This is a genomic window from Endothiovibrio diazotrophicus, from assembly GCF_054657215.1.
The window spans coordinates 1-18,707 of sequence record NZ_BAAHXB010000067.1 but is presented as its reverse complement, the minus strand read 5'-3'; the positions used below and the strand labels follow the sequence as shown (position 1 = coordinate 18,707).

Annotated in this window: 20 protein-coding genes and 1 tRNA gene; 5 read left to right on the top strand and 16 right to left on the bottom strand. The window is 65.4% G+C overall.

The window, feature by feature from the left end; all coding sequences use genetic code 11:
* Positions 1-58 precede the first annotated feature (58 nt).
* The 3 genes from ACYQ2W_RS16060 to ACYQ2W_RS16050 all read right to left on the bottom strand — a co-directional run bounded on the left by ACYQ2W_RS16060 (position 59) and on the right by ACYQ2W_RS16050 (position 4,501).
* Positions 59-1,072 carry an Rpn family recombination-promoting nuclease/putative transposase gene (locus tag ACYQ2W_RS16060; RefSeq protein ID WP_459869252.1) on the bottom strand — a complete coding sequence of 338 codons (1,014 nt, stop codon included), beginning with the start codon at positions 1,070-1,072 and terminating at the stop codon, positions 59-61.
* Positions 1,073-1,457: 385 nt separating this feature from the next.
* Entirely contained in the window at positions 1,458-3,560 is a 2,103-nt protein-coding gene (locus ACYQ2W_RS16055) for an EAL domain-containing protein (protein WP_459869250.1), read from the bottom strand.
* On the bottom strand, positions 3,557-4,501 hold the full coding sequence (locus tag ACYQ2W_RS16050) for a cytochrome-c peroxidase (RefSeq protein WP_459869248.1): 945 nt from the start codon (positions 4,499-4,501) through the stop codon (positions 3,557-3,559). Before ACYQ2W_RS16050 ends, ACYQ2W_RS16055 begins: the two co-directional genes overlap by 4 nt.
* 91 nt (positions 4,502-4,592) lie before the next feature.
* Here ACYQ2W_RS16050 and ACYQ2W_RS16045 point away from each other — a divergent pair, with 91 nt between their 5' ends.
* The 4 genes from ACYQ2W_RS16045 to ACYQ2W_RS16030 all read left to right on the top strand — a co-directional run bounded on the left by ACYQ2W_RS16045 (position 4,593) and on the right by ACYQ2W_RS16030 (position 8,096).
* A complete protein-coding gene (locus ACYQ2W_RS16045) occupies positions 4,593-5,222 on the top strand; it encodes a retropepsin-like aspartic protease family protein (protein ID WP_459869246.1) in 630 nt (209 codons plus the stop codon).
* Between the two features lie 240 nt (positions 5,223-5,462).
* Positions 5,463-5,990: a TRAP transporter small permease subunit gene (locus ACYQ2W_RS16040; protein WP_459869244.1), complete on the top strand. Its 528-nt coding sequence runs from the start codon at positions 5,463-5,465 to the stop codon at positions 5,988-5,990.
* The gene (locus tag ACYQ2W_RS16035; RefSeq protein ID WP_459869242.1) at positions 5,990-7,369 is read left to right on the top strand and encodes a TRAP transporter large permease; all 1,380 of its coding nucleotides are present in this window, start codon (positions 5,990-5,992) and stop codon (positions 7,367-7,369) included. The genes ACYQ2W_RS16040 and ACYQ2W_RS16035 overlap by 1 nt, the downstream gene beginning before the upstream one ends.
* A 91-nt stretch (positions 7,370-7,460) precedes the next feature.
* Positions 7,461-8,096: a hypothetical protein gene (locus tag ACYQ2W_RS16030; RefSeq protein ID WP_459869240.1), complete on the top strand. Its 636-nt coding sequence runs from the start codon at positions 7,461-7,463 to the stop codon at positions 8,094-8,096.
* A gap of 33 nt (positions 8,097-8,129) precedes the next feature.
* On the opposite strand, the gene ACYQ2W_RS16025 is transcribed toward ACYQ2W_RS16030, so the two are convergent.
* The 6 genes from ACYQ2W_RS16025 to thiS all read right to left on the bottom strand — a co-directional run bounded on the left by ACYQ2W_RS16025 (position 8,130) and on the right by thiS (position 12,199).
* Positions 8,130-9,299 (bottom strand): ATP-binding protein, encoded by a 1,170-nt coding sequence (locus ACYQ2W_RS16025; RefSeq protein ID WP_459869238.1) that lies wholly within the window; start codon positions 9,297-9,299, stop codon positions 8,130-8,132.
* 226 nt (positions 9,300-9,525) lie between these two features.
* Positions 9,526-9,945 carry a type II toxin-antitoxin system VapC family toxin gene (locus ACYQ2W_RS16020; protein ID WP_459869236.1) on the bottom strand — a complete coding sequence of 140 codons (420 nt, stop codon included), beginning with the start codon at positions 9,943-9,945 and terminating at the stop codon, positions 9,526-9,528.
* Positions 9,942-10,193, bottom strand: coding sequence for a type II toxin-antitoxin system Phd/YefM family antitoxin (locus ACYQ2W_RS16015; protein ID WP_459869234.1), 252 nt, complete (start codon positions 10,191-10,193; stop codon positions 9,942-9,944). Before ACYQ2W_RS16015 ends, ACYQ2W_RS16020 begins: the two co-directional genes overlap by 4 nt.
* Before the next feature lie 92 nt (positions 10,194-10,285).
* Positions 10,286-10,972, bottom strand: coding sequence for a tRNA (guanosine(46)-N7)-methyltransferase TrmB (gene trmB / locus ACYQ2W_RS16010; RefSeq protein ID WP_459869232.1), 687 nt, complete (start codon positions 10,970-10,972; stop codon positions 10,286-10,288).
* A 146-nt stretch (positions 10,973-11,118) separates the two neighbouring features.
* Positions 11,119-11,913, bottom strand: a complete 795-nt coding sequence (locus ACYQ2W_RS16005) for a thiazole synthase (RefSeq protein WP_459869230.1) — start codon at positions 11,911-11,913, stop codon at positions 11,119-11,121.
* 85 nt (positions 11,914-11,998) lie between these two features.
* Complete coding sequence (gene thiS / locus ACYQ2W_RS16000; RefSeq protein ID WP_459869228.1) at positions 11,999-12,199, bottom strand: sulfur carrier protein ThiS; 201 nt, start codon at positions 12,197-12,199, stop codon at positions 11,999-12,001.
* A gap of 122 nt (positions 12,200-12,321) precedes the next feature.
* On the opposite strand from thiS, the gene ACYQ2W_RS15995 reads away from it, so the two are divergent.
* Positions 12,322-12,395 (top strand) — tRNA-Gly (locus tag ACYQ2W_RS15995).
* A 65-nt stretch (positions 12,396-12,460) separates the two neighbouring features.
* Here the strand turns inward: ACYQ2W_RS15995 and ACYQ2W_RS15990 are convergent.
* From ACYQ2W_RS15990 to ACYQ2W_RS15960, 7 genes are all read right to left on the bottom strand, one after another.
* Positions 12,461-13,174: a M50 family metallopeptidase gene (locus ACYQ2W_RS15990; RefSeq protein WP_459869226.1), complete on the bottom strand. Its 714-nt coding sequence runs from the start codon at positions 13,172-13,174 to the stop codon at positions 12,461-12,463.
* Positions 13,171-14,193, bottom strand: a complete 1,023-nt coding sequence (locus ACYQ2W_RS15985) for a transporter substrate-binding domain-containing protein (protein WP_459869224.1) — start codon at positions 14,191-14,193, stop codon at positions 13,171-13,173. Before ACYQ2W_RS15985 ends, ACYQ2W_RS15990 begins: the two co-directional genes overlap by 4 nt.
* Positions 14,193-14,444 (bottom strand): hypothetical protein, encoded by a 252-nt coding sequence (locus ACYQ2W_RS15980; RefSeq protein WP_459869222.1) that lies wholly within the window; start codon positions 14,442-14,444, stop codon positions 14,193-14,195. The genes ACYQ2W_RS15985 and ACYQ2W_RS15980 overlap by 1 nt, the downstream gene beginning before the upstream one ends.
* Positions 14,445-14,499: 55 nt before the next feature.
* Positions 14,500-15,267 carry a hypothetical protein gene (locus tag ACYQ2W_RS15975; protein WP_459869220.1) on the bottom strand — a complete coding sequence of 256 codons (768 nt, stop codon included), beginning with the start codon at positions 15,265-15,267 and terminating at the stop codon, positions 14,500-14,502.
* Positions 15,268-15,314: 47 nt separating this feature from the next.
* Positions 15,315-16,076: a DUF2491 family protein gene (locus ACYQ2W_RS15970; RefSeq protein WP_459869218.1), complete on the bottom strand. Its 762-nt coding sequence runs from the start codon at positions 16,074-16,076 to the stop codon at positions 15,315-15,317.
* Positions 16,077-16,148: 72 nt separating this feature from the next.
* On the bottom strand, positions 16,149-18,002 hold the full coding sequence (locus ACYQ2W_RS15965) for a TAXI family TRAP transporter solute-binding subunit (RefSeq protein WP_459869216.1): 1,854 nt from the start codon (positions 18,000-18,002) through the stop codon (positions 16,149-16,151).
* Between the two features lie 317 nt (positions 18,003-18,319).
* Entirely contained in the window at positions 18,320-18,616 is a 297-nt protein-coding gene (locus ACYQ2W_RS15960) for a PilZ domain-containing protein (RefSeq protein WP_459869214.1), read from the bottom strand.
* Between the last annotated feature and the right edge of the window lie 91 nt (positions 18,617-18,707).

The following is an 18,707-nucleotide window of genomic DNA, read 5'->3' as shown; positions in this document are numbered from 1 at the left end:
TCTCCTTTTTCCCTCTCCGGCGATTCCGTTCCTCCGGCGTTCGGGGGAAAAAGGAGTGTCAGTGTGTCTCTTCGGTGAATACCGCCTCCAGGTCGGGGGCGTCGAGCAGGCGGTCGGCCCACTGTTCCAACTGTTCCGGGGTGGCCTTGGCGAGACGCGGGCCGACCCACTCGGGGAGCGGCCCGAAGCGCCGCGTCAGCTGCCGTTCGATCAGGGTGCTCTCCCCCTCGAGAATTCCCTGTTGTCTCCCCTGTTGCATCCCCTGTTGCATCCCCTGCTGAATGCCCTTCTCTATGCCTTCCTGAATCCACTGTTCAGCGATGGTTGCCATAAATCCGTCCTCTTCGCGAAAGCGCTCGTTGACCGTCTCCCGCAGCCGTTCCGTCTCCAGTTCGCGGGCCGCGATGATCAGGTAATTCAATAGCGTACGAATGTACTCCAAGCCGCCCGGTTCTTCATCCATGGCGCGTAGGCAGGTGACGATCTCCCGCACCCGCTCGCGCATCTCCGGTCGGTGGATGTACTTCAATGCCAGGAAGGCGGCACGGGAGACTGCGCCCGCCGGTAGCCGCTCGTCGGCGACGGTGGAGAGATCGAGCAGTTCGAATTGGAACCGCGGGCGGTAGCGGTTCAGCAGTTCCGGTCCCGCCACCAGTTCCGCAAACTCCCGTGGGGCCTTCCATCGCTCCTCGCCGTGGTAGAGGACCATCGGAATCAGGGGCGGTAGCCATTTTTCGCCCTTGCCCGGTCCCTTGCGCCAGTGGCGCCACGCTTCGAGGGCGTAGCGCAGCAGTTCCAGGACCACCCAGTGTTCGGGGTGGCTCTTGTGCTCCACCAGCAGGTAAACCAGGACCGGGCTTCCGTCGGTGCCGGTCGCCTCGAAGAGCAGGTCGCTGTAGTGGTCGCGCAGGTGTGGGTCGACGAAGCTGGACTTGGTGGGTTTCACCGAGAGGAGGTCCAGCGTGGCCACTACCTCCTCCGGCAGCGCTTGGCGGAGCAGGTCCGCGGCGGTGTCGGGGCGGGTGAAGGCCGCTTTGAAGAAGTGGTCGTGGGGGCTGGTGGGGTGAGACATGGGTCGCTTGGAGGGGGGGCGATCTCAATGGGTGTCTTGGTCGCTCGATTGGGGGGTGGGTGCGCGCTGAAAGGGTGTCGGCGGGCACGGACCGCCCTATTTTGGGGCGCTGATATCGGGCCTTATTGTGACGAAATATCTACAAATAGTGAATTTGTTCTGATGTCTAATTGTGGCGTTTTGGGGTGTGGGGTGCTTCTTCGTGCAGCGGCGGGTTTTTCGAACGCAATCGGATGGATCGGCGGAGAGCTGGCGTCGTAGGGTGGATAAACGATAGCGCATCCACCGGGTGCCAGTCGGATAGGTCGATTACCGTAGGGGAGCCGCTGCCTCCGTTTTGGTGGATGCGCTGGCGCTTATCCACCGGAGAATGGGCGGGCGAAGGTCAGGCCAGATCGGGCCCGGGGCGGCCGAGGTGGAAGCCTTGGGAGTAGTGGATGCCGAGTGCCACGACGTGGTCGAGGACGGCCTGGTTGTGGACGAATTCGGCGGTGACCGCGGGGATGCCCACTTCGTCGGCGAATTCGACGATGGCGGAGACCAGGGCGCGGGCGTTGGGGTCGTGGTCGAGGTCTTTGATCAACGAGCCGTCGATCTTCAGGTTGTCGACCCGCAGGTTGAGGACGTGGGCGAGGCTGGAGTAGCCGGCGCCGAAGTCGTCGATGGCGATGTGGCAGCCGTGTTCACGGGCCTTCGCGGCGAAGCGGTGGATCTCTTCGTAGTCGGCGATCGCCTCGCTTTCGAGGATCTCCAGGGTGAGCCGCGGGCCGGTGCCGGGGTGGGCCGCGAGGGTGGCGAAGAGGTGGTCGGTGGTCTCGGGGTCGAGGATGTCCTCCACCGAGAGGTTGAGCGAGAAGCGCTCCGCGCGGCCGGCGAAGCGGGCGACGCACTTCTCCACCATCAGCCGGGTGAGGCGTCCGTAGAGGCGGCCCTCCTGGGCGATCGGCAGGAAGGTGTTGGGGAAGAGCAGGTCGCCCTGTTCGTCTTCCAGGCGCATCAGGCATTCGTAGTAGGCGATGCTCGGGCGGCCGTTTTCGTCGAGGGCGTCGGGGCGGTTGTCGAACACCGGCTGGAAGTGGGGGACCACCGCGCCGCGGTCGATCACCCGGCGCAGCAGGCGGATCAGTTGCAGGTTGCTGCGCACCCGCTCTTCGATCCCCAGGTCGGGGTGGTATTCGAGTACCTTGCCGCGGCGCCGCTTGATGTGGCGCAGCGCCATGTCGGCCTTTTCGCGCAGCGGCTCTTCGCGGGAGACGCCGATGGAGAGGTTGAGCGGCAGGGCGTGGCCGTCGAACTGGTAGCTGGCCCCTTCGGCCTGTTCCAGCAGGCGGAAGGGGAGGGTGCCGGGGTCGTCGGCGCCGTCGGTGGCGAGGACGCAGAAGTCGTCGCCGCCGAGGCGGTAGAGGGTCAGCGCGGGGTCGCCGGCGATGGCCTGGCGCAGCCGTTCGCTGAGCTGGCGCAGCAGGGCGTCGCCGGCGAGGTTGCCGTAGAAGTCGTTGACCGCGCGGAAGCGGTCGATGTTGAGCAGCAGCAGGGTGGCCGCCTGGCCCGGATTCCGGCTTTGGCGCAGGAGCTGGTCCCGTTCGTAGGCGAAGCGGTTGGGCAGGCCGGTCAGCGGGTCGGTGGCGGCGCTCGTCTCCAGCCGGCGGTGCAGGCGGGCGGTCTGCAGCAGCAGGTAGACGATCAGGCCGATGGCGGTGATGAAGGCGGTGGTGGTGAGCCCGTTGATCAGGCGGATCTCGTCGGCGCGGCCGCGGCTGATGGTGAGGAAGTGCTTCTTGGCGGCGTCGAGGGACTCGCGGGTGGGGGCGGCGAGCGCCCCCTCCAGGGCCTTGCGGTAGGTGGGCAGGTAGCGCAGGAAGACCCGGGCGTGGGCGAGGAACATCTCGTGGAAGCGTTCGCGCTCGGGGTCGTCGAAGTGGTAGCCATCGAGCCGTTTGACGCTCTCGGCGAGCGCCCCGAGGAACGCCTCGTCGAGGCTGCGGTTGGCGATGAAGACCACCGAGGTGACGTGCGAGATGTCGCGCAGGTAGGCGTCGTCGCTCGGCTCGCGACCGAACTGGGTGAGGAAGCGGTGGGCCAGCGTGGGGATGTGGGTGGTGGAGTTCTTGATCAGGGAGTTGACGGTGCCGAAGCGCAGGATCGCCGCCTCCTTGGTGTCGAGGCGCTGGGCGTATTCGTCGAAGTGTTCGCGGGCCGGGGCGAAGGCGGCGTCGGCCAGATAGGGGTCGTCGCGCAGGGTGACCAGCCGTCGGCGCAGGGCGCGGATCTGGCCGTTGATGGCGTCGAAGTCGTAGTAGAGCTGGTGGGCGGCGCGCAGCAGGTGTTCGTCGAGTACCGCCTCCAGCCGTTCCATCTCGCCGATGCTGTCGAGGGTGGCGCGGTGGGCGGCGAGCAGTCCCTCGAGGCGCTGGTTGGTGAGGAAGTAGGTGAGCCCCACGGCGAGCGCCAGGAGGATCGCCAGCGGGATCTTGTAGGCGATCCTCAAGGGGCCTGCTCCGCGCCGAGGATGGCGGGGGTGTCGCCGGTGAGGGTGTGGAGGAAGGCGCTGAGACGGCGGGTCTCCTGTCGGCTCAGGGTGAAGCCGAGGTTGTGGTAAGCCATGGTGGCGAGCGCCTCTTCGAGGGTGGCGCGGCTGCCGTCGTGGAGGTAGGGGGCGGTGAGTTCGATGTTGCGCAGGCTCGGCACCTTGTAGCGGTTGCGGTCGAATTCGTCGCCGGTGCGGGCGTAGAGGTCGCCGCCGGCGGCGACGTCGGTGACCGGGTTGACCGCGCCGAGGTATTGGTAGGAGTTGCCGCCGACGTTGATGCCGTTGTGGCAGGAGACGCAGCCGAGGGACTTGAACAGCAGGTAGCCGGCGGCCTCCTCGGTGGTCAGTTTGCCCTCGCCGCGCAGCCAGCGGTCGAATTTGGCGTTGGGGGTGGTGAGCGCCTTTTCGAATTCGGCGATGGCGTCGGCGGCGTGGTCGAAGGTGATCGGGCCGTCACCGTAGACGGCGGTGAAGCGCGCGCGGTAGTCGTCGTCCTGCTCCAGTCGCCGCGCCACCTCCGCGGCGCTGAGGTCCATCTCCACCGGGTTGTGGATCGGCCCGCCGGCCTGCTCCTGGAGGTCCTTGGCGCGGCCGTTCCAGAACTGACGGAAGTTGAAGTAGGCGTTGTAGACGGTGGGGGCGTTGATGGTGCCGGCACGGCGGTAGACGCCGAGGGAGTGGGCGCGGGGTTCGGCGCCGCCGTGGCTGGGGTTGTGGCAACTGACGCAGGCGACCTTGCCGTCGCTCGACAGCCGCGGGTCGAAGAAGAGGCGCTTGCCCAGCTCGGCCTTGGCGTGGTCGTAGGGGATCGACCGGGGGATCGGTAGAATCGGCTCGTCGGCCAGGACCGGGGGCGCGAGCAGGGCGACGAGCAGTGGCAGCAGACGGGCGGATCGCATCGATGGCGCGGGCAAGCAAGGGCGGTAAAAATTGAGTTTAGTCGCGAAAGGGGGGGAGAGTGAACCTTTTTCTGTGGGAAAGGACGGGGCAATGAGGTGGATGACGTTACTAGGGTTGCTGGTCGCCGGGGCGGTCGTCGCGGCGCCGACGCTGCGTGTGGTGGGGCTGTTCAAGGACCGTGCGGTGGTCATGGTGGACGGCAAGCGGCGCCTGCTGAAGGTGGGTGAGCGCTCCCCGGAGGGGGTGGTGCTGGTCTCCGCCTACAGCGCCGAGGCGGTGCTGGAATGGGAGGGGGAGCGGCGGGTCTACCGCCTCGACGGTCGTGCCGGCGGGGTCTACCGGGAGCGCGAGCAGCCGGAGGTGCGGATCCATGCGCGGGGCGATCACTTCTTCGATACCGGCCGGGTCAACGGGCGGGAGGTGCGTTTCCTGGTGGATACCGGGGCGTCGTCGGTCACCCTCAACGGCGGCGAGGCGCGGCGGTTGGGGCTCGACTACCGCCGGCTCGGCGAGCGGGTCCGGGTCTCCACCGCCTCGCAGAATACGGTCGGCTACCGGATGAAGCTGGATACGGTGGAGCTGGGGGAGATCCGGCTGTCCAACGTCGAGGCGATCGTGCTGGAGGGGGGGCAGCCGGACGTGGCGCTGCTTGGGATGTCGTTCCTCGGCCGGGTGGAGATGGAGCATCGAGGGGCGTTGATGGTATTGCGGGGAAGGTGAGGCATCGTTGACGTTCGGTTTGGCGTCGAATTGGGCAGCGCGCACGCATCCAGGTATCCTTCGCGCTCGAGCGGTTTGCTGATTAATTACTTCTTAACTTCGCGAGCCCCAAGAGAATCAATGGCAGATCAACGCGGATTCTCGCAGATGAATGTTCAATCCAATCTGCGGAAATCTGCGTTGATCTGCGGTTCATTCAGCGGTGCGAGTCGTTACGGGGCGGGAACGAACGGGAGCACGATGGATAACCTGTTGAACGGAGTGGCCCGGGTGGCCGACGGGATCGATGCGCTCAGCGAGTGGAGCGGGCGGGCGGTCTCCTGGCTGACCCTGGGGATGGTGCTGGTCACCTTCGCCATCGTGGTGCTGCGCTACGTCTTCTCTCTGGGCTGGATCGCGATGCAGGAGTCGGTGCTCTACATGCATGCGCTGGTCTTCCTGCTGGGCGCGGCCTTCACCCTCCGGCGCGAGGGGCATGTGCGGGTGGATATCTTCTACCGCAAGCTCGGCCCCGGGGGGCGTGCGGTGGTCGACCTCGCGGGCAGCCTGCTGCTGCTGCTGCCGGTATGCATCTTCCTCTTCTGGGTCTCCTGGGAATACGTCGCCACCTCCTGGGCGCTGAAGGAGGGCTCCCGCGAGGCGGGGGGGCTGCCCGGGGTGTTCCTGTTGAAGAGCGCGATCCTGGTGATGGCCGCGCTGCTGATCCTCCAGGGGCTCTCCCAGGTGCTGCGTTCGCTGCTCACCCTGGCCGGGCGGGAGGGGGCGTGATGGAGGAGTACATGGCCCTCGGGCTGTTCCTCACCGTCTGTCTGTTCCTGCTGGCGGGCTACCCGGTGGCCTTCACCCTGGCCGGCACGGCGCTGGGGTTCGCCTTCCTCGGCGAGTGGAACGGCACCTTCGATCCCTCCTTCCTGGAGCTGCTGCCCAACCGTCTCTACGGCATCATGACCAACGAGACCCTGCTGGCGGTGCCGCTGTTCGTCTTCATGGGGGTGATGCTGGAGCGCTCGAAGGTGGCCGAGAGCCTGCTCGACACCATGGCCGCGCTGTTCGGCCGGCTGCGCGGGGGATTGGGCATCTCAGTCACCGTGGTGGGGATGCTGCTCGCCGCCAGCACCGGCATCGTCGGCGCCACCGTGGTCACCATGGGGCTGCTCTCGCTGCCGACCATGATCAAGCGCGGCTACGATCCGGGGCTCGCCTGCGGCACCATCTGCGCCTCCGGCACCCTCGGCCAGATCATCCCGCCGTCGATCATCCTGGTGCTGCTCGGCGACGTGCTCGGCTCCGCCTACCAGGAGGCGCAGCTGGAGATGGGGATCTTCTCCCCGGAGGCAATCTCGGTGGGCGACCTGTTCGCCGGCGCGCTGCTCCCCGGTCTGCTGCTGGTGGCGTTCTATATCGTCTATCTGCTGATCGTCGCCTGGCTCAAACCGCAGGCCGCCCCGGCGGTGCCGGCCGCCGAGCTGGGGATCGACGAGCACCTGCTGCTGCGGGTGGCCAAGGTGCTGGTGCCGCCGCTGGTGCTGATCGTCGCCGTGCTCGGCTCGATCCTCGGCGGCCTGGCCACCCCTACCGAGGCCGCCTCGGTGGGGGCGGTGGGGGCGATCGTGCTCGCCCTTTCCCAGCGCCAGCTCAACCTCGGGCTGCTGCGCGAGGTGATGCGCGACACCACCCGCATCACCTCCATGGTCTTCCTCATCTTCATCGGCGCCTCGCTCTTCTCCCTGGTGTTCCGCGGCTTCGGCGGCGACGATCAGGTGGCCGACGCCTTGACCGGCCTCCCCGGCGGCACCTTCGCCGCGGTGCTGGCGGTGATGGCGGTGATGTTCTTCCTCGGCTTCGTCCTCGATTTCATCGAGATCACCTTCGTGGTGGTGCCGGTGGTGGGGCCGATCCTGCTCGCCATGGGGCTCGATCCGATCTGGCTCGGGGTGATGATCGCGCTCAACCTGCAGACCTCTTTCCTCACGCCCCCCTTCGGCTTCGCGCTGTTCTACCTGCGCGGCGTCGCCCCGCCGGAGGTGACCACCGGCCAGATCTACCGCGGGGTGATTCCTTTCATCCTGATCCAACTGCTCGGCCTCGGCGCGGTGGCGCTGTGGCCGCAGTTGGCCACCTGGCTGCCGAAGCTGATCTACGATTGATTCTTTCCCCCGCCGGGATCTTTACAGCACAACGTCACCCTGATTAACTCAGGTTACGTTAAATTTCTGTAAGAAACGGTCGAGGTGTCCGATGAAAGCGAAGATGGCGATGGCGGCGGTGTTGCTGGCGGTGGGCGGGGTGGCGAGCGCCGAGGTGACGGTGGATTCGCAGACCCTGGAGATGGTGATCCCCAGCCTCAACTTCGGCGGCGACTACTACTCGGCGAAGCTCAGCTACGCCAACGGCTGCTTCGTCCCCTATGAGATCCTGCCGCTCACCACGTCCAGCGGCGCCACCCGGGTGACGATGACCCACGAGGGTTTCGATTTCTCCACCGGTAACACAGCCCCCGAGTGGGAACAGAGCGACGGCTACATCACCGCCTGGGCCGCCGTTGGTTTCCCCAGCGGTTACGAGTGGGGCAGCGCCTTGTGGTTTACCCCCTACCAATTCGCCAATGCCGCCAACGGCATCTACATCATGGACCTCGGCGAGGTCTCCCTCGACTCGGTGACCACGGTGCCGAGCGACTGGAGCTATGCGGAGGGAATGACCGACAACCCGCTGATCGTCGGTCACGTCTATCTGGTCCACGCCCGCGACGGCTACGCCAAGTTCCAGGTGGTCTCGGTGAGCGACATGACCGGGGTGACCCAGGACGACTTCGATCCCACCGTGTGGAGCGCGGAGATCGATTACGTCTACACCAGCGGCAACAGCTTCTGAGGGGCGGTGAAGGGCCCCGCTCCCCGGGCGGGGCTACGTTTCCAGTTCCCTCATCAGCGAGCCAAGCGCGATCGCCTCGATCCCCGCTTTCAGCGGGTACCGTTCCTCTCCCGGATAGACCACGAACCGCCGTTGGGGCGCGAGGTCGTCAAGGGCGAGCTGGAACCCCTTGGTGAGGCGCGGCGCGAGGTTGCGCTTGATCTCGACCGCCCACAGCTCTCGACGATCCGGTAGCGACAGGATCAGGTCCACCTCCGCGCCGGCGGTGGTGCGATAGAAGCCCGCCTGCGCACCGTTCGGTGCGCGGGCGAGCAGATTCTCTATTACGTATCCCTCCCAACTCGCCCCCGCCACCGGGTGTCCCAGCACCGCCTCACGGTCCCGCAGGTGCAGCAGTGCGTGGACCAGCCCGCTGTCGCGGACGAAGATGCGCGGGGATTTGACCATCCGCTTGCCGACGTTGGAGCCCCACGGCTGAAGGCGTCGCACCAGCAGCAGATCCACCAGCAGATCGAGATAGCGCCCCACCGTCTGACCGCTGACCCCGAGCCCCTGGGCGATGCGTGAGGCGTTGAGCAGTGCGCCCTGTTCGTGGGCCAGCATGGTCCAGAAGCGGCGCAGCGTCTCCGCCGGGATGCGCGGGCCAAGCAGGGGAATGTCGCGCTCCAGGTAGGTGCGGATGAACGCCTCGCGCCACTCCAGGCTGGTGGCGTCGTCCGGCGCGAGCCGGCTGTCGGGGAAGCCGCCGCGACACCAATGGAGTTCGTCGGCGTCCGGCAGATCGGCCAGCTCCAGCGCGTCGAACGGCGTCAGTTCACGGTAGATGATTCTCCCCGCAAGGCTCTCCGATGACTGCTGCAGCAGGTCGATGGAGGCGGAGCCGAGCAGCAGGAAGCGCCCCTGTCGGATGCCTTTGCGCTTTCCGGCGTCGATCAGCCCGCGCAGGGTGGGAAACAGATCGGGCATCCGCTGCACCTCGTCGAGGATCACCAGCTTATCCTCGTGGGCGGAGAGGTAGAGTTCCGGATCGGTCAGCTTGGCCCGATCCGCAGGGGACTCCAGGTCGAGGTAGAGCGCCGGCTGCGTCTCCGCGATCGCCCAGGCGAGCGTCGTCTTGCCGCACTGGCGGGGGCCGAGCAGCGCCACCGCGGGGTGGCGGGTGAGCAGCGAGCGGATGACGGAAAGGTCTCTTCTGGAAATCATCCTTGAAATTTATCCATGGCATGGAAGATTTGCAAGGATGACGGGCTGCCGGGGTGGGTGTCCCGACAAGTACGAGCCTTTACGCTCTGGAAGTAAACGCAGAGAACGCAAAGACGCAGAGAACGCAAAGAAGAAAGAGGGGTTATGGCGACGGAGTCGCCGACCCAATCACTCTTCTCCGCGTTCTCTGCGTCTTTGCGTTCTCTGCGTTATTCGGTGCCCAAACCTAAGGAGGCGCTCTCCAGGGATCGATGACCTCCAGCTCCGGATAATCGAAGTCCCTGACGTTACGGGTGACGATACGCAGTCCGTGGTGGAACGCGGTGGCGGCGAGCAGGCTGTCGATGGTGGGAAGGGGGCGCTCGGCCCGGCCCGTCAGCCTGCCCCAGCGGTCGGCGACGGCGTGGTCCACCGGCAGTAAGCGATCCTCGAACCAGCCGCGGAGGTCGTGTTCGAGCCAGTTGCGCAGGCGCTCCCGGCGGCGGGGATCGGGTGCCCGCTCCACCCCCTTGCGCAGCTCTCCCAGGGTGAGCACGCTGATGTGGAGCGCTCGATCGGGAATCGTGTCGAACCACGCGATCACGGCGGGGCTCGGGTCGCGCTTGACGGTTTCGGAGAGGATGTTGGTGTCGAGGAGATAGCTCAAGAGAGATCGATCTCCCGCGTCGAGCTCTGTTCCCGTTCGAACTCCAGCTCCTCGTCGACCAGCGGTGAGGCACGCATGAACTGGACGAAGCGGGGCTTCTCGCCGCGCAATCGCCGGTACTCCTCCTGGGAGATCACCACCGCGGCCGGCTCGCCGCGCACCGTCACCTGCTGCGGTCCCTCTGTGGCGGCGAGTTTTACCACCTCGCTGAAGTGCGCCTTCGCTTCTTGAAGTTGCCACGTACTCATTTACGACCTCCAACTGGTCAGTCTGGTCAGATTGGAGTGTAGCCGAAATGGGCTGGAGCGGAGTCGCTTCGAGGCCTGCCGGGGGCGTTGGTTTACTTGCGCAGGAAGATGAGGTCCCACACGCCGTGGCCGAGGCGCTGGCCGCGCTGTTCGAACTTGGTCAGCGGGCGGTGTTCGGGGCGGGGTGCGTAGGCGCCTTCGCCGAAGGCGTTCTCGAAGCTCTCCGAGGCGCTCATCACCTCCATCATCTGCTCGGCGTAATGCGCCCAGTCGGTGGCCATGTGGAAGGTGCCGCCGGGGTGGAGCTTGCGGGCGATCAGCTCGACGAAGGGGGGCTGGAGGATGCGCCGTTTCCGGTGGCGCTTCTTGTGCCAGGGGTCGGGGAAGAAGAGCTGCACGCCGTCGAGCGCGCCGTCGGCGATGTGCTGTTCCAGGATCACCACCGCGTCCTCGCTCATCGCGCGGACGTGGCCGAGGCCGCGCTCCTCCACCACCCGCAGCAGGTGGCCGACGCCGGGGCGGTGGACCTCGATGCCGAGGTAGTTGCGCGCCGGGTCGTCGGCGGCCATCTCGGCCAGCGACTCACCGTTGCCGAAGCCGATCTCCACCACCGTCGGGGCGTCGCGGCCGAAGGCCGCGGCGAGGTCGATCATCCCCTTCTCGGGCAGGTCGATACCGAACTGTGCCCACAGCTCGTCGAAGGCGCGCTTCTGACCATCGGTCATGCGTCCTTCGCGCCGCACGAAACTCCGGATTCGGCGGTGGTGTTCTTCGTTCATTTTTACGCTCTGGAAGGGAGCGCGGAGAACGCAAAGACGCAGAGAGCGCAAAGAAGAAGAGGGCTATGGCGACGAAGTCGCCGCTTCAATCACTCTTCTCCGCGTTCTCTGCATCTTTGCGTTCTCCGCGTTATCGGTGCCCAAGCCTAAAAGAACATCCCGTCAAGGGGCGACGAGGCGCTGGCGAAGCGCTTTTTCGGGATGCGTCCGGCGAGGAACGCCTCGCGGCCGGCCTCGATCGCCTTCTTCATCGCCGAGGCCATCAGCACCGGGTTCTTCGCCCCGGCGATGGCGGTGTTCATCAGCACGCCGTCGCAGCCCAGCTCCATCGCCAGCGCCGCGTCCGAGGCGGTGCCGACGCCGGCATCCACCAGGATCGGGACCTTGGCGTTCTCGACGATGGTGAGGATGTTGTAGGGGTTGCGGATGCCCAGCCCCGACCCGATCGGCGCGGCCAGCGGCATCACCGCGACGCAGCCCATCTCCTCGAAGGTCTTGGCCAGGATCGGGTCCTCGTTGGTGTAGACCATCACCTTGAAGCCGTCCTTGATCAGCTCCTCGGCCGCCTTCAGGGTCTGGATGATGTCGGGGAACAGGGTGACCTGGTCGCCGAGCACCTCCAGCTTGACCAGGTCGTGGCCGTCGAGCAGCTCGCGGGCGAGCTTGCAGGTACGCACCGCGTCCTCGGCGGTGTAGCAGCCGGCGGTGTTGGGTAGGATGGTGTACTTCTCCGGCGGCAGGGCGTCGAGCAGGTTGGGCTCGTCGGGGTTCTGGCCGATGTTGGAGCGGCGGATCGCCACGGTGACGATCTCGGCGCCGGCCGCCTCGGTGGCCCGCCGGGTCTCCTCCAGGTCCTTGTACTTGCCGGTGCCGGTCAGGAGCCGCGAACGGTACTCCTTGCCGGCGATGATCAGGGGGGTGTCGGATGCGGTGCTGGACATATCGATAAAACCTGTTGCGCTGTCGGTTGCCAGTAACCTCGACGGAGGTTCCCAAGCGGTTGCAAACAAAATTTCGGGGGAGACGTCAGCCGCCCCCGATGGCGTGGACGATCTCCACCTGGTCGCCGTCGTTCAGGGCGTGGCTCTCGAAGGTGCTGCGCGGGACGATCTCGCGGTTCACCTCCATGGCGATGCGTCGGCCGGCGAGGCCGAGCTCCTCGACCAGGGCGGCGGCGGTGGTGCCGTCGGCGACGGTGCGCGCTTCGCCGTTGAGGGTGATGATCATGGCGTGGGCTTCGGGTTGGCTGGAAAGGGGGCAATTTTACACCAAATCGGGGTTTCCGGCGGGGCGGCGGGCGGGGTGATTGACGAACGGGGGGCTACGGTGCGATTATTCGCCGCTCGTAGGCGGGTGTAGTTCAATGGTAGAACTTCAGCTTCCCAAGCTGACTACGTGGGTTCGATTCCCATCACCCGCTCCAGACATGCAAAAGGCCCGGCTAGCGCCGGGCCTTTTGCATGTCTGGAGCATGGGGGAACGCTCGAGTCACCCCTGCGCGTTGGTGGACGGGTGGCCGGCGGCTGCGCGAAGGAGCGCGCTCCTGATCGTCCAGCGTAGGGTCAGGCCGATGATCGCCAGCGAGATCAGTAGCCAGACGGCACCCCACATCATCGTCGTTCCTCCGATCTCTTCGGCCATCATGTAGGCGTCGGAGTGCAGGTGGCTGCGCTGGATGGTGTCGCTGAAGATGTCGAGCGGTACGTACATCATGGTGGTGAGGCCGATCACCCGGAGGACGAAATCGTTGATGCCGTCGCTGAGGTAACGCGCCATGGCGAGGAGTGCGGCGGCGGTGGCGAGGCTGAACCCGAGGCCGAACAGGTTGCGTACGAACAGTAGCGCAACCACGATCATCATCACGCCGAGCACCGCCGTCGTGACCCGGTCTTGGCGGGTTTGGACGGTGATCGCGTAGAGGGCCGCGCCGATCAGCAGCGAGCCGCAGTATCCGGCGCTGAGGGTGATGAATCGGTTGCCGCCGAGGCTGATCACATGCCCCCCCTGCATCTGGTTGACGACCATCTGCTGCACCGTTCCTCCGGTGGCTACCGTGGCGACGGCGTGGGAGAGTTCATGGAACCAGACCACCAGCAGTTTGAGCGGGTAGACGACCGGAGTGTCCCAGGCGGCGAGCACGGCGAGCACCACCAGCGCCAGATAGACGATATGCAGAGCCGGACGGTTTTCCAGCGATGTCATGGGGTGAACCAGCGTTGTTGGATGGTCTGATGGAGGCCGGATTGTTGGAGGTGGAGCAGGGCGCGGTCGATGCGTTCGCGCAGGGGGCTGGCGGCGGGAAGGGCGAACGCGTAGTAGTGGGGGCGAAAGAGCGGGCCGACGGCGATCGCCTGGTCGCGATGGCGCTGGACGAAGCGCTCGACGGAGGGGGCGTCGAAAAGCACCAGTTGGACGCGGCCGGCGAGCAGGGCCCCGTAGGCATCGTCAATCTTTTCGAAGGTGTCGGCCTGGATGCCGCGCTCCTTGAGGAAGCCGTCGGCGGAGGTGTTCGCCTTGGTGGCGATCCGGTAGCGATTGAGGTCGAGCACCGAGTCGACCGGGTTGCTGGCGCGATCCGCAAGGGCGTCGGCGGCGAACTGGCCGAAGATCACGCCGAAGGTGGTGACGCCGGTGAGGATCACCAGCGCGGCGCTGATCCGACCCAACCAGCGGCGCGGGGCGATGTCGCCGTACCCCACCGTGGACATGGTGACAATGGAAAACCAGATCGATTCGAAAATCCCGGGGAAATATCGGTCACTGATGGCGTTTCGTCCCCGCTCGCTCCACCACATCAGGTGGGAGAAGACGAAAAGCGAAATGAGTAGGGCGATCACCATCTTGCGGCTTTTCTCGCTGAAGCGGGGCAGCGTGCCGTTGTCGAGCAGGGTGACGGCGCGGAAGCCCGCATTCATCACCGGCACCGAGAAATCCATCTGTTCCTCGCGTTCCGGGGTCAGGCTGATGCAGCCGATGGCGACGTCGGCGTCTCCCGAACGTGCCGCCGCCAATTTGTCGTTGAACGAAAGGACGGCGTAGCGATACTCCACCCGCAACTCGTGCGCGACCGCGTGCCACAGGTCGGCGGAGAATCCGCTGATCTGCCCGCCCTCGGCGTCGATGCAGGGCGGCAGTTGGCTGACGGCCACCGTCAGCCGTTCGGCGGCGGTTGCCGGCAGGCTCAGCGTCCACGCCACAAGCAGGACCCAGAGGCTCTTCATTACAGCCGATCCGGAAGCGTGGATGGGGCGTTGCCGGCGGACGGTCGGGGTGGAGCGCACTCCGGGCGCGGACCCGGAGCCGGCTGCTGCGGTGTGGTTCTCCCGTGGTCGCCGAACAGCTCCAGCTTGATCACCAGCCAAATCACCGCTACACCGGCCAACAGCACGAGTGCCATCAGGGTGTAGCGGACGATTTCGAAAAGGGCGAGGGCCGCGGCCACGGCGGCAATCCCCCAGAGGATCCGTTTCATCGTGGGTTCTCCAAGGCGCGAGCGATCTCCGCGGATGCGTCGGCAACGCTGCCCCTTACAGCCGATCGGGGAGATCGCGCGTCGGTGTCGGCGCTTCGTCGGCAACGCCGGAGAGGATCGCCGCCACATCGTTGTCCTGGAAGGTCGGATCCGGGTTGTCCTTGGCATCGGTGAGTAGCTCCGTGCGGCGTTTGGCGGCGTTGGCGCGCTTGGTCGCCTCATCGGCTGCCTGGGCCATTGCCTGGGAGGCGATGCCGCCGCTGTTGGCGCCCTTGCGGATGCCGACGAGCCGCTCCTGGTGGGCGGCGCGCAGGTTGGCGCGCTCCTCGGCGCGTTTGGCCCGCTCCAGTTCCGCCTTGGCCTTGGAAAGGTTGCTCTCCAGGGATTTGATGGTGGTCGCCATCTCCCGTTGGATCGCCTCCACCTCGTCGAGGTCCTGTTTGGCGAGCTCCGCCTCTTCGATCTCCCGCTTGGCGTCGTCAAGCAGCGCCGCGGCCTCTCCCCGTAGCTTGTCGGCGGCCGTCTGGAATTTGAGGGCCTTTTCGGGGTTGGCTTCGGCGGCCGTCTCCAGGGCGCGGATCTGGTCCATCTTTCGGTTGTAGGCCTGGCGTGCCGCTTCGGCCTCTTTCGCCTCCTTGTTGTAGGTGGAGCGGTACTCCTCCACCTCGACGGAAAACTTCTCGAATTTTTCGCGCTCGGCGCGGATTTCGGCCTCGCTCATGCCGGCGGGATCGAGTTTTACCATTCCGGCCAGCAGGGCGTCGCCGGCTTGGGCCAGCTTGCCCTCGCCGTAGTTTTTCCAGAATGCGAATCTCTCGAACATGGGATCGGTCTCCTTCGAATGGGCAGTCGATTGGGGTGGTGTTGCCTTCAGATTGCGTCGGGCAGGGTGAGGTCCGCCGGGGCCAACGGTAGGCCGACCCACACCCGGCAGCGGAATCCCTCTTCATCCCGCTCCACCGTGGGCATCAGGAACTCATCCACCGGGTCGCTCAATCCTTCGACGTTGCGTGCGTAAAGCATGGTGCCGAGGTGTTCAACCTCCAGGGCGTGTTCTCCGTAGGGGTCGAGCACGATCCGTTCATCGAACTCGGCCGCGGGGATCCGGTAGTCGCCTTCGGGCATCCAGGCCCGGCCGTAGGCGTGGTCGTCGGGGGTGTGGAACTCCGGGGCGCCGATGATGCCGTCTTCCGCGCCGATCCAAAACTCGACCGTGTGGACCTCGTCGCCATCGGGCGGGAGTTCGTCGCGTCCGACGAAATAGAGCGGGATCTCGTCCTGCTCGCGGAATAGATAGTACTCGGCGACGTCGTGGCCGTTCTCTTCCATCACCACCATCAGCATCGAATCCCGCTCGGCGTGGTCCCGCCCCTTGAGATAGAGGCGGTAGGTTTCCATCCCTCCGAACTCCACTTTGCTGTAGGCGCCCACCAGGGACTCCTCCCCGGGGTATTCGACCGCGCATGTCTCTCCGGCGAGGAGGAAGGGGGCCTCATTGACGATGATCCTTGAGCCGAGGCGCAACCCGGCAGGCAGGTCGCCGTCGATTCGTGGCTTGGGACCGTCATCGCGGTGAGAGAAGCGCGCCTTCAGCGCGTCCACCTTCATTCCGAGATAGACCTTCATCGACATCGTCGACAATCTCCGTCGGGTGTTGGACCGTACCGCCCCGCCTCGTGCGGGACGAGGTCCATGGGTGAGCGCTCAGTGCTCCTTGATCAACCTGTCGATTTCGCCGGTCGAGGCGAGTGTTGCGCTGAGCAGCGACTCGTAGGCCTGCGGATCCTTCTTGCTCCAGGTCAGGCTGGAGATCATGTCCACCGGTACGATGAGGGTCTCGACCGATGAGAACAGGCCGTCCTGAATATGCTCGTACTGGTTTCCGGGAATATCGGCGAAGTGGTAGACCTCTTCCCCGGACTGATCCACGTAGCCTTTGAAAAGCGCGCCGGAGCGGTACTTCTTGTCGTTGAAATCCCAGTCGTTGACCGGTATCAATACCAGTCGTTCACCTTGTGCGTCGGCCTTTTTCAGCAGCTCGGTGTTGAGCGATGCGACGAACAGCATGCAGTCGGCTTGGCCGAGGGCGACCTTGTCGAGTGCGGTGGCTCCTCCGACCGGTTCGGTCCGGACTCTCGCGTAGCTGTCGTCCATCGTCACGAAGTCGCTCCAGGCGAGTTCGGAGCCGGAGCCGGGAGCGCCGGTCAGCAGGGTCTTGCCGATCAGGTCTCCGACGCTATCCACGTCGCTCTTTCGGTTGCAGATCATGTGGGCGTATTCCCGCGCCGGAGTGCCGATCCGCTCGAAATCGAAGTGTCCCTCCGGGTGGCGTCCGGCGTAGGCGAGAAAGGCACTGCGCTGAACGTAGGCGCCATCGCACTCTCCGCTCTCCATCTTCGCGAGGTTCTCCATCGAGCCGGCGGTTTCGACGACGTCGACCGCCAAATGGTGTTGTGCCTTTCTGCGCAGGATCTCGCCGAACCGGTAGTAGTTGCCGTCGTGGCCGGCCGTGCACAGGCGATAGACCGGCTTGATGCTGTCCACGACGTCCGGGCTCATCACCATCTCCGGCTGGATGTCCCGGGGGAGGTACGAGGGATCGACCGGAGTTCCTTGCATGGTGGCGACCCGGTTTTCCAGTGCGTCGAGTTGGGTGCGCAGCTCGGCATCGCGCTCCGCCTCCTCACGCATCTCCCGGCGCCACTCCCGCATGCCCGGTTCGTCCCAGTGGTGGTAGGCGAAGCTGGAGTAGCCGGAGTTGCCGGCGTGGCTGAGCATGTAGCCGAGGAACATCCCGTCGTATATGCCGTAACTGGGCGCCCCGCCGAAAACGTAGCGCGGGGTGTTCCAGCCGTGGTAGAGGCGGGTGCGCCGATCCCAGTAGTCGTCGCTTCCGGCGTAGACGCGGCGCGAGGCGTTGCGGTAGATCGGTGATTGGGCCGCCTCTTCGGGCGGGGCGGCGGCGGGATCTGCCTTCCCTTTGAACTTGGTTTTGTACTTCTCCCGGTACTTGGCATAGGCCTCTTTCTGTCGCTTGTTGCTGAAGTGCTTGGTGGCACCGGAGGCGAGGCGGGTGGTCTTCGCGGTCGAACTCGCCTTGGCTCCTACTGAGCCGGCGCTATTGCCCGGCTTTTGTGGCGCGGCCTTGGTGCCCGCGTAGCCGGAGCGGGTGGTCTCCGTTGCCTTGGCGGTGGCCTGTTTGCTGCCGTAGCTCGACTTTGATGCGGGGGCTGGAGGTGAAGGCTTGGTTGGCGACGCTATTTTGGTGGTCTTGGCGGTACTGGCGTTCGTGGCCGGTTTCGTACTTTTTGTCGCAGTGGGTGAGGTGGCGGGTTTTCCGCTGCCATAGCCCGATTTCGTCGAGTAGGTGGTCTTGCTTGCCGAGTATCTGCTCGGCTTGGCTGCATCCCATTTGGGGCGGGAGTAGCTCTTGCTGCTTTTGAAACTGAAAGAGGAGGAGGATCGGGAACTGCTCGAATATTTTTTGGCATCGGCCTGATGGATCGGGAGGACGGTGATGCTGAACGCGACAAGGGCCGCTATCAGGAGGCGGTTCATGGGGATCTCCTTGTAGAGGACGTGTCGTGGTTCGCCGCGTAGGCAGGACACGCTTTCGTCAGATGGGTCAACGGGGGAGGGGGAGTCCATTGTTTTGTCGATTCGCGCATAGTGTAGCGTCATCGTGACGGGCGGTGTCAATGCGTCCCGGTGCAGCGGAGGAGTCGCGTAAATAACGGGTTTTCCGGGCGTCAACGACGGGTCTGTTCCGCCGGGTCGAGATGAGGGGGGGAGACGCGGCGTTATGGCAAGTGACGAGCCGGGTGTGCTCAGATGCTCCGCCGGTAGGGTGTTGGAGGGGATGGATTCCCGGTTCGCTACAGGTGTTCGTCGATGCGGATGCCTATCTCGTATTGGTTGCCCTCGACTGTGCTGACGCGCAGTACTTTCCCTCGCGCCCGCAACGGGGGGACAAGGCTGTCCTTGCTACCCATGCTCACTTCCACCTTCGCCCCCACAGGGGCTCCTTGTTCGCTCAGGAAGAGCATGCCGATGGCGCTCAGATCCTTGGCGATTCCGTGGCAGGCCTGATCGCTTCCTTCAATCCGGAAGGTCATCGGGCTGTCGACGGTCATGCGGAAGAAGTTGCGCTTCTCATCGTATTCGTGCGACATCGGCACACCCCACCTGTAGTGTTGCGGACTGCAGGAGGCTACTGAATGTTGGGTGGGGTTGTCTAGCCCTGCCTCTTACCCACAAATCGGC